We start from the raw sequence: 13,776 nt of genomic DNA on the forward strand, positions 1-13,776 counted from the left end.
CGCGCTCCGCGTCCCCCTGCCCATGCCCACCGACCACCGACCACCGACGATCGGAGTCAAGAGCATGTCTCACCCCCCGTCCCGCCGCCACGCGCTGAGACTCGCCGCCGGGGCCGCGGCCGCCGCCCCGCTCGCGTACGCCGTCCCGACGGCACAGGCCGCCCCGGCCGGAGCCACCCCCTCCGCGGTGTCCTCCCAGGCCGCACACGGGCCGTTGCCCGTCCCTGACACCTGGTCGATACGCCCCTTCCCGCTGGACGGGGTGACCCTCGGCGACGGTGTCTTCCGCCGCAAGCGCGATCTGATGCTCGGCTACGCCAGGTCCTACCCGGCCGACCGCATCCTGGCCGTCTTCCGGGCCAACGCCGGGCTCGACACCCGCGGCGCCCGGCCGCCCGGCGGCTGGGAGACCGCCGACGGCAATCTGCGCGGCCACTACGGCGGCCACTTCCTCACCCTCATCGCCCAGGCGTACGCCGACACCAAGGAGGCCGCGCTCAAGACCAAGCTCGACTACCTGGTCGGCGCGCTCGGCGAGTGCCAGAAGGCCCTGGCGGACCACGGCTCGCCGAAGCCCAGCCACCCCGGCTACCTGGCGGCGTACCCGGAGACCCAGTTCATCCTGCTGGAGAGCTACACCACGTACCCCACCATCTGGGCGCCGTACTACACCTGCCACAAGATCATGCGCGGTCTGCTCGACGCGTACACCCTGGCCGGGAACGCTCAGGCCCTGGAGATCGTCTCGGGGATGGGCGACTGGGTGCACAGCCGGCTCGGCCACCTGCCGGCGGCCCAGCTGGAGCGGATGTGGTCCATCTACATCGCCGGTGAGTACGGCGGGATGAACGAGGTGATGGCGGACCTGTACGCCCTCACCGGCCGGGCGGAACACCTCGCCGCCGCCCGCTGTTTCGACAACACCACACTGCTGAAGGCCTGCGCCGAGGACCGCGACATCCTGGAGGGCAAACACGCCAACCAGCACATCCCGCAGTTCACCGGCTATCTGCGGCTGTTCGACCACACGGCGAAGGAGGAGTACGCCGCCGCGGCCCGCAACTTCTGGGGCATGGTCACCGGCTCCCGCATGTACAGCCAGGGCGGCACGGGGCAGGGCGAGATGTTCCGCGCCCGTGACGCCATCGCGGCCACCCTCGACGACAAGAACGCCGAGACCTGCGCCACGTACAACATGCTCAAACTGAGCCGGCAACTGTTCTTCCACCAGCCGGACCCCGCCTATATGGACTACTACGAGCGGGGCCTGACCAATCACATCCTCGCCTCCCGCCGGGACGCCCCCGCCACGGACAGCCCGGAGGTCACCTATTTCGTCGGGATGGGCCCGGGGGTGCGGCGCGAGTACGACAACACCGGCACCTGCTGCGGCGGCACCGGCATGGAGAACCACACCAAGTACCAGGACTCGGTGTACTTCCGCTCCGCCGACGGCGGCGCGCTGTACGTCAACCTCTACCTCGCCTCGACACTGCGGTGGCCGGAGCGGGGCTTCGTCATCGAGCAGACGAGCGACTACCCGGCCGAGGGGGTGCGCACCCTGACGTTCCGCGAGGGCGGCGGGCAGCTCGACCTGAGACTCCGCGTTCCGCTCTGGGCCACGGCGGGCTTCACTGTCACGGTCAACGGGGTCCGGCAGTCGGTCAAGGCCGTGCCCGGCAGCTATCTGAGCCTGAGCAGGAGCTGGCAGCGCGGCGACCGGGTCGCCGTCTCCGCCCCCTACCGTCTGCGCGTCGAAAGGGCCCTGGACGATCCCACCGTCCAGTCGGTGTTCTACGGTCCGGTGCTGCTGACCGCCCAGAGCCAGGAGTCGGCATTCCGCGTGTTCTCCTTCTACAAGGACTTCACGCTCCGGGGCGATCTCGCCGACGCGATCAAATCCGGCGGCCGGCCGATGTACTTCACCACGCACGGCCTGACCCTCGCCCCGTTCCATGTCGGGGACGAGACGCGCTACCACGCCTACTTCAAGCGCTCGGAACCGGTCGTCGTGTTCGGCACGAAGAACTCGGGCGTACCGAACCGCGCCCGTGGCAACGGCCTCACGTTCCTGGACGTGCTCTGGGCGCAGGCCCCCTTCACGACCTCAGGCCTCTTCGCCCAGGCGGTACGCACCCTCGCCGACACATGGCTGTCCGAGGGGCTGTTCAGCCGCACCGAACGGGACAGCGTCGTGGCCGCCGCGGTCGGGGCGAACCTCAGGCACTGACGTACACCACACCCCCCACCATCCCCCCACAGGAGGAACCTCATGAGTACCTGGCGCAACAAGGCGGTCGTCGCCGCGCTGGTGGCCGCCGCGGTGGCCGGGCCCGGTGTCGCGCAGGCCGCACCGGCGGCCTCGGCAGCCGCCCAGAAGCAGGTGTCGGCGGCCACCATCACCTGGACGCTCGAACGGGCGAGCAACCCCACCCAGGACCAGCAGACGGCCTACAACCTGATCACGGCGGCCATGAACGCCGCGGTGGCCCGGTACAACAACCTCAGCGATCTGGGCAAGTACATCACCGTCCGCTACGACCCCGGTGTGCCCACCGCCGACGGCAACATCAACGGAACCATCCGCTTCGGCAACCGCGCCTATATGACCGAGCGGACCGCCCTGCACGAGATCGCCCACACCATCGGCGTGGGCACCAGCTCGGGCTGGAACTCCCTGTCCAGCGGCGGCGGCTGGCGCGGTGCGCAGGCCACGGCGCTCGTCAAGCAGTACGACGGTTCGGGCGCCACGCTGTCCACCGGTGGTGGCCACTTCTGGCCCTACGGCCTGAACTACGACAACGAGTTCTCGAACACGGCGGCGGATCGCCATGTCCGGATCGTCGCCGCCATGGTGCGTGACGGACTGTAGGTTCAGGACACCCCGAGCCGTGGCTCGCGGGTGAGCACCGTAGCCAGTCGGTGCAGGGCGGGGTTCGGGCTGTCCGGGCTCCAGCAGGCGTGCAGGGTCACGGAGTGGGCGTCGGCCGGGGCCAGTTCGCGGTACCGGACGCCGTGCACGCCCATCGTCATGATGGAGCGCGGCACCAGCGCGCACCCGAGCCCCGCCCGCACCAGCGCCAGCATCGTCGGCACCTGTGAGGTCAGCTGGCTGACCGCGTAGCGGTCCACGCCGATCATGGCGGCACAGATGTCGTGCAGATACCGGGAGCCCTCGGGGCTGTACCCGATGTAGTCGTCGGCGACGTCCGCGAGGGGCACGGGTTCGGTGGCGCGGGCCAGCGCGTGGCCGGCGGGGACGGCGAGCACCAGGTCCTCGGAGTGCACCAGGACCGATCGGTACCGCTCGGGGATCGGCGGCCGGACGAGGCCCATGTCGACCTCCAGATCGGCCAGCGCGGCGAACTGGTCCGGGCTGACGAGTTCCGTCAGCTCCACGGACACGTCAGGGAGGTGTCGGTTCACCAGGTCCAGGACGTCCGCGAGTATCGCGTACGCCCCGATCGCGGTGAACGCCAGCCGCAGCGTCCCCGTCCGGCCCTCGGCGGCGTGGCGGGCGGCGACCGGCGCCGCGTCGAGCAGGGCGAGGATCCGGCGACAGTGGTCGAGGAGCGCCTGGCCCGCCGCCGTGATCCGCGCGCCACGGCCGGTGCGCTCGAACAGGACGACGCCCAGATTCCGCTCCAGTGCCTGGATCTGGCGGGTCAGCGGCGGCTGGGTCATGTTGAGCCGCGCGGCGGCGCGGCCGAAGTGCTGTTCCTCCGCCACGGCGACGAAACCACGGAGCTGTTGCAGAGAAAGGTCCATGCCGTCAAGGTATCGCGCAATGCCAAATAGGGCTTGGACGGGCATAACAGCGGGTCCCTACGGTCGTGTCAGTCATCGCACACCGACCCGGCCCGAGGAGCAAAGGTGTCCAAACTCGCCGTCGTCATGACCCCCGAGCGAGCCGCCGATGTCTGCGGCACCGACGCCCGGCGGCTGATCGCGGAACACTTCGAGGTGACCTGGGCCGAAGGAGAGCTCGACGGGGACGAGGTGGCCCGGCTGGCCGCCGGCGCCGAGGTGCTGCTGACGAGTTGGGGCACCCCAAACCTGGACACCTCGATCTGGGCCGGCGGCGGCGGCCCCAAGGTGGTCGCCCACGCGGCCGGCACGGTGAAGAAGCTCATCGACCGCGAGGTGCTCGACCAGGGCGTGACCGTCTTCTCCGCCGCGGGGCGGATCGCCTGGTCCGTGGGGGAGTACTGCCTGGCCGCCATGCTCACCCTCGCCCGCCGCCTGCCGCGGTTCGACGCCGCGGTGCGCGGCGGCGGCTGGAAGCAGAAGGACTTCAGGGGCGGCGAGCTCGCCGGCCGCTCCGTGGGCATCGTCGGTGCCAGCTCCACCGCACGCGCCCTGATCACCCTGCTGAGGCCGTTCCGCTGCGACGTGGTGGTGTACGACCCGTACCTGGACGAGGCGGGGGCCGTCGCGCTCGGGGTCCGCACCGCCACGCTGGAGGAGACGCTCGGCTGCGCGTTCGTCTCCCTCCACGTACCCGATCTCCCGGCGACCCGGGGGATGGTGACCCGGCGGCTCATCGAGGCGATGCCCGACGGCACGATCGTGGTCAACTCCTCGCGCGGCCCCGCCGTCGACCAGGCGGCGCTTCTCGACCACGTCCAGTCCGGCCGGATCCTGGCCGCGCTGGACGTGTACGACCCCGAACCCCCGAGCCTCGACGAGTCCGTGCTGAGCTGCCCGAACCTCCTGCTCACCCCGCATATCGCGGGGGACACCACCCAGGGACACCTGGCGCTGGCCGGGTATGTGCTGGCCGATGTCGTGGACTGGCTCGGCAAGGGCGTCCGCGGCCCGAGCTTCGTCGATCCCGCCGCATGGCCGACCACCGCCTGACCGCGCGTGCCCCACCCCCCTCAGGTCTCCCGTGAAAGGAACCACCTCCCCATGTCGCGCATCACGGCGGTCGATGTGTTCCCCGTGGCCGTGCCGTTCGCCCGCCGGTTCGTCCTCGGCAGCGGCACCGTCGGCACCCCGGACCAGGCGGGTTCGGTGATCTTCGTCAGGCTGACGACGGAGGACGGGGTCGTCGGCTGGGGCGAGCAGCGGGCCCTGCCGAGCTGGAGCTATGAGACCGCCGAGACGATCGCCGTCGTCATCAAGCGCCACCTCACCCCCGTCCTGCTCGAACTCACCCCGTTCGACGTGGAGCTGTTCCACGCGCGAGCGAACCGCCGACTGAGTCCGTCGGTGTCCAACGGCTTTCCGTTCGCCCGGGCCGCCGTCGACATCGCCATGCACGACGCGGCGGGCAAGCTGGCCGGGCTGCCGGTCCACGCCCTGCTGGGAGGCAAGGTACGGGACACCGTTCCGCTCTGCTCGGCCATCGGCGTGGGCGAGCCGTCCGCCGTCCGCGAGCACGCGCGGGCTTCCGGCCACTACCCGGCGTACAAGGTGAAGATCGGCGGGGATGTCGACGCCGACGCCGCCGCCGTCACGGCGGTCGCCGAGGTCGCCGCGGCCAAGCCCATCTGGCTGGACGCCAATCAGTCCTACCGGCCGAGCGCGCTCAAGCAGTTGCTGCGCGCGCTGCACGACGTGCCGGGCATCCACTGTGTGGAACAGCCGGTGCCGAGCACCGACACCCTCGGGCTCCAGCGGCTGCGGAGCATGATCGACCTCCCGGTGGCGATCGACGAGGGCAGCTTCACCGCCCAGGACCTGGCCCGCACCATCCGACTCGACGCCGCCGACCTGGTGGTCGTCAAGCTCTGCAAGGCGGGCGGCATCCGCAACGCCCTGAAGACCGCCCAGGTCGCGCTGGCCGGCGGCCTGGAGGTGCTCGCCAGCGGGCTGACCGACTGCGGCATCGGCTTCGCGGCGGCCCTGCACCTGTTCAGCCAGCTGGAGCTGGCCCTTCCGGCCGAGTTGAACGGCCCCGAGCTGCTGGCCGATCTGTATGTCGACAAGCTGCACATCGACTCGGCCGTCGCGACCGTCCCCACCGCCCCCGGCCTCGGCATCGAGGTCGACGAGGAGCGCATCCGCGCCGAGTCCATGGACCTGGCCTTCGCCTGACCCGGAACGTCCTCACCCTGGCACGCCCTCACCACAGCACGTCCTTGAACAGCGAGGAGACGACGATGTCTTCCAGCCTGTCCCGCCGCACCCTGCTCAGGAGAACCGCCGCCGGAGGGCTCGCCGCCGCGGGCCTGAGCGGCTGCTCGTCCGGCCCGCCACCGTCCACCGCCACCTGGTCGATGTGGTCCAACGGCCCGGAGGAGGCCAAGGTCTGGGCCGCCTTCGGCAAGTACGTCGAGCAGCGGATGCACGTCGATTCGGTCTCGACGCTCACCCCGTCGGACAGCTACGCCACCAAACTCGACCTCCAACTGGTCAGCGGAACAGCCAGCCTGGTCACCGGCATCAACGGCTGGATGGTGCCCACCTACGCGGCGCGCGGCGCGTACCGGCCGCTGGACGACCTCATCGCCGGGGACCCGGACTTCGACCTCGACGACTTCTACCCCGCGATCCGGTCGATCTCCTCCTTCGCCGGCAAGACCTACGGCATCGGCTTCGACGTGGCGCCCACCGTGCTCTACTACAACAAGACGCTGCTCGACAAGCACGGCATCGACCCGCCGTCCCCCACCGAGCCCATGACCTGGGACACCCTCCGGGACCTCGCGATGGAGCTGAGCGGGCCCAAGGACAGCTACGGGTTCACCTGCGGCCCGGCCATCGACGACCTGGTGTCGTGGATCTACTCCGCCGGCGGCAACGTCATCAACGAGAAGGGCGACGGCAGCGCCCTGGACGACCCCGAGGCCCGGCACGCCATCGAATTCGTCATCGATCTGTTCGTCAAGGACCGCGCGACCCCGCCGATCACCAATCTGGTCAGCGCGAAAGCCAGCGGCAACGCCCTGGCCAACTTTCTCCAGGGCAATGTCGCGTTCATGCAGAACGGGCCCTGGCAGGTGCTCAACGTCCGCAAGGCGCCCTTCGAATGGGACATCGTCCCCTTCCCCGCGGGGCCCGCGGGCAGCAAGCCGCGTGTGTCGGGCTCCAGCTTCGGCATCCCCTCCGGCGTCAAGGGCTCCGACCTGGATCTGGCCTGGCGGCTGCTGAAGACCCTGACCAGCACCGGCGCGCTGGACATCTACGCCACGGCCGGGCGCAACAACCCGGCCAGGCGCTCGGCGGGCAGCGCCTTCAAGCCCCCGCCCGCCAACCTCGGCGTCGTCCAGAAGATCCTCAAGGGCGAGGTCGGCGGCGGCCACCCCTTCGACGTCACCACCAACTGGAACCGGGTGCGGCTGCTGATGGGCCAGGAGCTGCCGCGGGCCTTTCTCGGCGATCTGACGGTCGCCGAGACCATCGACAACATCAACCCGCGGCTGAACGTCCTGATGCGTCAGCACCGGGACGCCGTCCGCCAGGCCGACCGGCGCGGTGAGTGAGGATGACCATGGCTGTCGAGACCAGCACCGCCGCATCCCGGACCCCGACTCCACGGCCCCCGCGCCCCCGATGGCGCCGCTCGGAGGCGTTCACCGCCTGGCTGTTCCTGCTGCCCAGTCTGATCGGGTTCCTCGTCTTCACCGCCGGCCCGGTCATCGCCGCGGGGGTGATCTCGCTGCTCGACTGGAACCTGTTCAGCCCGCCCAGCTTCGCGGGGCTCGACAACTTCACCCGGCTGGGCCCGGACCCGACGTTCTGGTCGGCATTCGGCAACACCCTGTACTTCACCTTTGCGAGCGTGCCGTTGACCCTGCTGGTCAGCCTGGCGCTCGCCCTGCTGCTCAACCAGGGGCTCCGGCGCATCGCGGTCTTCCGGTCGCTGCTCCTGCTGCCCTACGCCACCATCACCGTCGCGGTGGCCTTCGTCTGGATCTGGCTCTACATCCCGACCGACGGACTGGTCAACGCCGTGCTCGGGGTCTTCGGAATCGACGGTCCGGCATGGCTGATCTCGGACGACTGGGCGATGCCGGCGCTGATCGCGATGAGCGTCTGGAAGAGCTTCGGGTTCGGCATGGTGATCTTCCTCGCCGGGCTCCAGGCCATCCCGCAGCAGCTGTACGAGGCCGCCAGGGTCGACGGCGCCACACCGTGGCGGACCTTCCGCAGCGTGACGCTGCCACTGCTCTCACCGGCGATGTTCTTCGTCGTCGTCACCTCGATCATCAACTCGTTCCAGGTCTTCGACCAGGCGCTGGTGATGACGGACGGCGGTCCGGGATCACGTACCACCACCCTCGTCATGTACATCTACCAAACGGGATTCCAGAACTACGAACAGGGCTATGCGGCCGCGCAGTCGATCGTGCTGTTCGCCTTCATCGCGGTGATCACCGCGATGCAGTTCCTCCTCCAGCGGAGGCTGGTGCACTATGACAACTGACCTCCCCGTCCTCACGCCGCCGCGCCGCTCGCCCGTCGCCAGACGGAAACTGCTGGTGTTCACCTGCTTCCTGGCCACGGCGGTCACCCTGACCCCGATCGTGATGATGGTGCTGGTCGGCTTCCAGTCCGACACCGAGTCGATGGCGGCCAAGCCCTCCTTCTGGCCGAGCAGCTGGCACTGGGAGAACCTCGGCCGCGCCTTCGACCTGGTCCCGCTCGGCGACTATCTGCTGAACACCGTCATCTTCGCCGGTGGCACCACCATCCTGGAGACGATCACCGCGGCGCTGGCCGCGTACGCCTTCGCCCGGCTGAACTTCCGCGGCCGCGAGGTGCTGTTCGGCGTGTATCTGGCCACGCTGATGATCCCCACGCAGGTCACCCTGGTCCCGCAGTTCATCCTGGTGGCCAAGTTGCACGGGGTCGACACCTGGGCGGGGATGATCCTGCCGCACGCGTTCACCGCGCTCGGGGTGTTCCTGCTCCGCCAGTTCTTCCTCGGCATCCCCCGGGACTACGAGGAGGCGGCCCGCCTCGACGGGGCGAACCGCTGGCAGACCTTCACCCGGGTGATCATCCCGCTGGCCGTGCCGGCCATCGCCACCCTTGCGGTGTTCAAGTTCATCAGCCAGTGGAACAACCTGCTCTGGCCGCTGGTGATCTCCAACAGCGATGCCACCAGGACCGCCTCGGTCGGCCTCCAGGTGTTCCAGTCCACCAACGGAACCCAGTGGAACCTGCTGCTGATGGCGGCCACCATCACCACCGTCCCGCTGATCCTGATCTTCTTCCTCACCCAGCGCTGGTTCGTCAAAGGCATCACCATGAGCGGACTCGGAGGCCGCTGACCCATGACATATCTGTGGTCCGTCTTCACCAAGCCCTGGTCCGCCCTGCCCGGTGACGAGCTGGGCAAGCTGGTCTCCGGGCTCGGATTCTCCGGCGCCGAGGTCCCGGTACGGGACAGCGCCTATGTCACCCCGGCCGAGGCGGAGCGGCTGCTGCCGGCCTTCGCCGCCCAGCTCAGGGCCGAGGGCGTCGAGGTCATCAGCGTCGCGAGCGGCCTGGACGAACCCGTCTTCGCGGCCTGCCGGGCGGCGGACGTACCGATGATCCGCGTCATGGCCGAGCTCGGCCCCGACGGCTACACCGCCTCCGTCCGCCGCTTCCGGAAGCGCCTGGAGGCCGCCGCGCCCCTGGTGAAGCGGTACGGAGTGCAGGTCGGGGTGCAGCCGCACCACGGGCGCTTCGTCTCCTCCACGCTGGGCGTGATGGACCTCCTCGACGGGCTTCCGGCGGCGGGTTTCCGGGTGGTGTGGGACGCCGCCCACGACGCGCTGGCGGGCGACGACCCCGGGGTGACGCTGCCGCTGGTCGTCCGCCGGCTCGGGATCGTCAACCTCAAGAACGTCATCCATGTCCCCGTCGAGCCCGCCGGGACGTCGGTCGGCGGTCACTGGAAACCGTGGTTCGTCCCCGGCGCCGAGGGGCTGTCCAACTGGTCCGCGGTCCTGGGCCGGCTGGCCGACCTGGGCTGGGCGGGCCCCGTCTGCCTCTCCGGCCAGTACTCCGACCCGAGCGTCCCGGTCGAGGAGCGCCTGGTGACGGACCTGGCGGCGGCACGCGCGGCGAGCGCCTGACAGCGCCGGAGCGGGGTGTGGGCGGGGCCGTGTCCCCTGGAGTTCCCCTTCCCCAGGGGGTGTTCCGGAGGATCGCTATCGCCGTCGCGCACCCCGACCCGGAGGTCCGCAGGATCCGGGCTCCTGGACCCCGGGTCGGAGGGCCGGTCGCTACGCGCGCCAGCCGTACCGGCGCTCCGGGCGGCCGGTCGAGCCGTAGCGCAGGGTCACGTCGGCGTGGCCGGTGTCGTGGAAGTACTCCAGGTAGCGGCGGGCGCTCCCCCGGGAGACGCCGGTGGCGGCCGCCGCCTCGGTGGCGGAGAGCGTGCCGTCCGCGTCGCGGAGCGCGCGCTCGATCAGGTCGGCGGTCTCCACGCTCATGCCCTTCGGCAGGGCGCTGCCCGCGGGGGGTGTGAACGCCCCGGCCAGGACGCGGTCCACGTCCGCCTGGCCGCGGACGACGGTGGAGAGCAGCCGCCCGCGCCGGGTCGCGTACCGTTCGAGGCGGGGCTGGAGGTCCTCGTAGTCGAAGGGCTTGAGGAGGTAGTCGACGACGCCGTGGCGTACGGCGTCGCGCACCGCGTCGGCCTCGCGGGCCGCGCTGATGACCAGGACGTCGCACTCGTGTCCGGCGGTGCGCAGCCGGGGGATGACGTCCAGCCCGAAGACGTCCGGCAGATACAGGTCGAGCAGGACCAGGTCGGGGCGCAGCTCGTCCACCGCCTTGATCGCCTGCTCGCCCGTGTGCGCGGTGCCGACGACCCGGAACGAGGGGACCCGTTCGACGAAGGTGCGGTGGACCCGGGCGACCATGAAGTCGTCGTCGACGACCAGGACGTCGATGGTGTCGGTCGGCTCGGTCATGGGGTAGCTCCTTCCGCCACCGCGTCGGTGGGCCGGCCGACGGACAGGCGCGCGGTGAACATGGCGCCCTCGGCCGTATTGGTCACCGCGATCTCTCCGCCGCGGCGCTCGCAGACGAGACGGGTCAGGGCGAGCCCGATGCCGCGCTCGCCCTCCTGGGCGGCCTTGGTGGTGAAGCCGTGGGCGAAGACCTCCTGGGCCAGCTCGGGGGCGATGCCGGGCCCCGAGTCGCGGACCACGATCTCCACGCTGGCGGCGTCCTGCCGCAGCTCGATCTCCACCCATGCCTCGTCGTGCGGGACGCCGCCGTCGGGCTCGGCCGCGGTGGCCGCGTCGATGGCGTTGTCGACCAGGTTGCCGACCACGGTCGCCACATCCGCGGCGTCCTCCGGGGCGAGCCGGCCCAGCGCCGTGCGGTCGGAGATGCGCAGGGCGACCTTCCGCTCGGCGGCCTGGGCGGACTTCGCCATCAGCAGCGCGGCGACGGCGGTGTCGCGGACCCGGCGGCCGACGGTCATGTCGAGGGAGTGGCGGCGCTGGTTCAACGCGCGGATGTAGCACACCACCTCCTCCTGCTCGCCGATCTGGATCAGCCCGGAGATGGTGTGCAACTGGTTGGCGAACTCGTGCGCCTGCGCCCGCAGCAGCTCCGAGGTGCTGCGGAAGGAGCCGATCTCCCGCTCCAGGTGGGCCAGTTCGGTGCGGTCGCGCAGGGTGGCGACGGAGCCGAGCAGCCGTCCGTCCTTCGTGACCGTCATCCGGTTCATGACCAGGACGCGGCCGTGGCGGACGACGACCTCGTCATGCGCGTTCGCGGTGGTTTCCTGCGCCCCGGTCAGCACATCGAGCAGCCGTCCGTCGATGCCGAGCTCGGCCACGGTCCGGCCCACGCAGTCCTCGGGCAGGTCCAGCAGCCGTCGGCCCATGTCGTTGACGAGGGTGAGGCGGTGCTGCGGGTCCAGGGCGACGACACCCTCGGCGATGCCGTACAGCATGGCCTCGCGGTGTTCGGCCAGCCCGGTGATCTCGCGTGGTTCCAGTCCGAGCGTCTGCCGTTTGACGCGGCGGGCGAGCAGCCAGGAGCCGACGACGCCCAGCGCGCTGGCCACGCCGAGGTAGATCAGCAGATACGAGGACGCGCCGCCGAGCCGCTGCCACACCGTCGGGGACGCCTCGCCGACCATGACCGTGCCCAGCCTCCGGCCCGCGTCGTCCCCCGTCGTGCCGAGCACCGGCACCTGGGCCACCAGCTCCCGGTTGCCGTCCCAGTCCAGTGAGCCCGACCAGCCGCGGCCCGCGCCGACCCCCTCGCCGAGCGGCAGCCGGTCGCCGACCACCGTGGGGTTCGTCGAGCTGACGACGCGGCCGTCGCGGTCGGCCACCGTCACCGAGGTGACATCGGACTGCACCCGCGTGGAGAGCACCAGGGGGGCCAGCGCCTCCGCGGGCGCGGGCCTCACCAGCCGGCTGTGCACCAGGGGGTGGGCGGCCAGCTGCTCGGCCAGCGCGCTCACCCGGCGCCCCTCGACCCGGTTGAAGGTGGCCTCCGACTGCGCGAGCGAGACCGCGGCGACCGCCAGCAGCACCACCACGACGATGGCGAGCTGGAGCACCAGCATCTCGCCTGCGAGCGTATGGCGACGGAACACGGCGACCACAATGAATTCAATCTCTCCTGCCGGCACAACCTGGGCGACCCTCCCGCCAGGCCGCACAATCATGACGTCCGCCGTGCGCGAAGCGAAAGGGAGGTGCCATGAGAGGACGCACCCGAGCCCTGTCCGGCACCCTCGCGCTCCTGGTCTCGCTGGTGGCCGGTGGCTGCGGCGTCTGGCCGGGCGCCGGGGGCTCCGACGGCGATCTGCGGGTCCTGGTGCCCAACACGGCCGGGGGCGGATACGACACCACGGCCCGGACCGTGGCCCAGGTGCTGGAGGAAACCGGCACCGCCCCGGACGTGCAGGTGTTCAACCTGCCCGGCGCCGGCGGAACGGTGGGCCTCCAGCGCACCGTCAACGAGCGCGGCAACGGCCGGCTCGCCCTCCAGATGGGCCTCGGGGTCCTCGGCGCGTCGCATGTGCTGCGCACGCGGGTGACCGTACGGCAGACCACCCCGATCGCGCGGCTGATCGAGGAGCCCGAGGCGGTGGTGGTCCGCGAGGACTCGCCGTACCGCACGGTCGGGGACCTGGTCGCCGCGTGGAAGGAGAGCCCGCGGCGCGTCACGGTCGGCGGCGGCTCCTCCCTGGGCGGCCCGGACCATCTGTTCCCCATGGAGCTGGCCGGGACCGTCGGCATCGCTCCCCGGCGGGTGAGATACGTCGCCTACGACGGCGGTGGCGGCGATCTGCTCCCCGCGCTGCTGGACGGCAGGGTCGACTTCGCCACCAGCGGCATCGGTGAGTTCCTGGGCCAGATCCAGGCGGGCCAGCTGCGGGTGCTCGCGGTCTCCGGCGACCGGCCGATGGCCGTGCTGCCCGGTGTGCCGACGCTCCAGGCGTCCGGCATCGACCTGGTGTTCCACAACTGGCGGGGGATCGTCGCCCCACCCGGCATCAGCCCGGCGGACCGCGAGCGGTGGATCCGGGCGCTGACCGCGCTGCACACCTCACGGCAGTGGAAGGCCGAGCTCACCCGGCACGGCTGGACCGACGCCTTCATCACGGGCGACTCCTTCGCCGCCTATCTGACCCGGCAGGACGCCGTGGTGGCCGGCCTGGTCGCGCGCCTCGGACTCGACCCTCGTCCTGGCCGCGGCGGTCAGACGGAGCGGACGCGGTCGACGAACTCGGCCAGGTCGGCCGCTGACGCGTCGCCCCGTGACGTGGCGAAGTTGTCGACGAGCCGGATCAGGGCCTCGTACGCCTCGGTGTGGTCGTAGGACACGGCGTCCGCGATGCTCAGCGACCACCGCCAG

12 protein-coding genes are annotated in these 13,776 nt (G+C 70.9%); 9 read left to right on the forward strand and 3 right to left on the reverse strand.

What is annotated here, in order from left to right; genetic code table 11:
• Positions 1-64 precede the first annotated feature (64 nt).
• A complete protein-coding gene (locus ABTY62_RS02160) occupies positions 65-2,230 on the forward strand; it encodes a glycoside hydrolase family 127 protein (RefSeq protein WP_352127412.1) in 2,166 nt (721 codons plus the stop codon).
• 42 nt (positions 2,231-2,272) lie between these two features.
• A complete protein-coding gene (locus tag ABTY62_RS02165) occupies positions 2,273-2,872 on the forward strand; it encodes a hypothetical protein (RefSeq protein WP_352127413.1) in 600 nt (199 codons plus the stop codon).
• 2 nt (positions 2,873-2,874) lie between these two features.
• Here the strand turns inward: ABTY62_RS02165 and ABTY62_RS02170 are convergent, their stop codons facing one another.
• Complete coding sequence (locus ABTY62_RS02170; protein WP_352127414.1) at positions 2,875-3,768, reverse strand: LysR family transcriptional regulator; 894 nt, start codon at positions 3,766-3,768, stop codon at positions 2,875-2,877.
• Between the two features lie 105 nt (positions 3,769-3,873).
• Here ABTY62_RS02170 and ABTY62_RS02175 point away from each other — a divergent pair, with 105 nt between their 5' ends.
• The 6 genes from ABTY62_RS02175 to ABTY62_RS02200 all read left to right on the forward strand — a co-directional run bounded on the left by ABTY62_RS02175 (position 3,874) and on the right by ABTY62_RS02200 (position 10,016).
• Positions 3,874-4,860 (forward strand): hydroxyacid dehydrogenase, encoded by a 987-nt coding sequence (locus ABTY62_RS02175; protein WP_352127415.1) that lies wholly within the window; start codon positions 3,874-3,876, stop codon positions 4,858-4,860.
• A 51-nt stretch (positions 4,861-4,911) separates the two neighbouring features.
• The gene (locus ABTY62_RS02180) at positions 4,912-6,042 is read left to right on the forward strand and encodes a mandelate racemase/muconate lactonizing enzyme family protein (protein WP_352127416.1); all 1,131 of its coding nucleotides are present in this window, start codon (positions 4,912-4,914) and stop codon (positions 6,040-6,042) included.
• A gap of 65 nt (positions 6,043-6,107) precedes the next feature.
• On the forward strand, positions 6,108-7,430 hold the full coding sequence (locus ABTY62_RS02185) for an ABC transporter substrate-binding protein (RefSeq protein ID WP_352127417.1): 1,323 nt from the start codon (positions 6,108-6,110) through the stop codon (positions 7,428-7,430).
• Between the two features lie 8 nt (positions 7,431-7,438).
• Positions 7,439-8,374 (forward strand): carbohydrate ABC transporter permease, encoded by a 936-nt coding sequence (locus tag ABTY62_RS02190; RefSeq protein WP_352127418.1) that lies wholly within the window; start codon positions 7,439-7,441, stop codon positions 8,372-8,374.
• Entirely contained in the window at positions 8,364-9,224 is an 861-nt protein-coding gene (locus tag ABTY62_RS02195) for a carbohydrate ABC transporter permease (protein ID WP_311722198.1), read from the forward strand. Before ABTY62_RS02190 ends, ABTY62_RS02195 begins: the two co-directional genes overlap by 11 nt.
• 3 nt (positions 9,225-9,227) lie before the next feature.
• Positions 9,228-10,016 carry a sugar phosphate isomerase/epimerase family protein gene (locus tag ABTY62_RS02200; RefSeq protein WP_352127419.1) on the forward strand — a complete coding sequence of 263 codons (789 nt, stop codon included), beginning with the start codon at positions 9,228-9,230 and terminating at the stop codon, positions 10,014-10,016.
• Positions 10,017-10,166: 150 nt separating this feature from the next.
• Here the strand turns inward: ABTY62_RS02200 and ABTY62_RS02205 are convergent, their stop codons facing one another.
• Both ABTY62_RS02205 and ABTY62_RS02210 read right to left on the reverse strand, forming a co-directional pair.
• Positions 10,167-10,859, reverse strand: coding sequence for a response regulator (locus ABTY62_RS02205; RefSeq protein ID WP_352127420.1), 693 nt, complete (start codon positions 10,857-10,859; stop codon positions 10,167-10,169).
• Positions 10,856-12,517, reverse strand: coding sequence for a sensor histidine kinase (locus ABTY62_RS02210; protein ID WP_352127421.1), 1,662 nt, complete (start codon positions 12,515-12,517; stop codon positions 10,856-10,858). The genes ABTY62_RS02205 and ABTY62_RS02210 overlap by 4 nt, the downstream gene beginning before the upstream one ends.
• Positions 12,518-12,615: 98 nt before the next feature.
• On the opposite strand from ABTY62_RS02210, the gene ABTY62_RS02215 reads away from it, so the two are divergent.
• The gene (locus ABTY62_RS02215; RefSeq protein WP_352127422.1) at positions 12,616-13,740 is read left to right on the forward strand and encodes a Bug family tripartite tricarboxylate transporter substrate binding protein; all 1,125 of its coding nucleotides are present in this window, start codon (positions 12,616-12,618) and stop codon (positions 13,738-13,740) included.
• The last annotated feature ends 36 nt before the right edge of the window (positions 13,741-13,776 follow it).

The sequence above is a fragment of the Streptomyces sp. NPDC097640 genome, assembly GCF_040302705.1.
Lineage (GTDB): Bacteria > Actinomycetota > Actinomycetes > Streptomycetales > Streptomycetaceae > Streptomyces.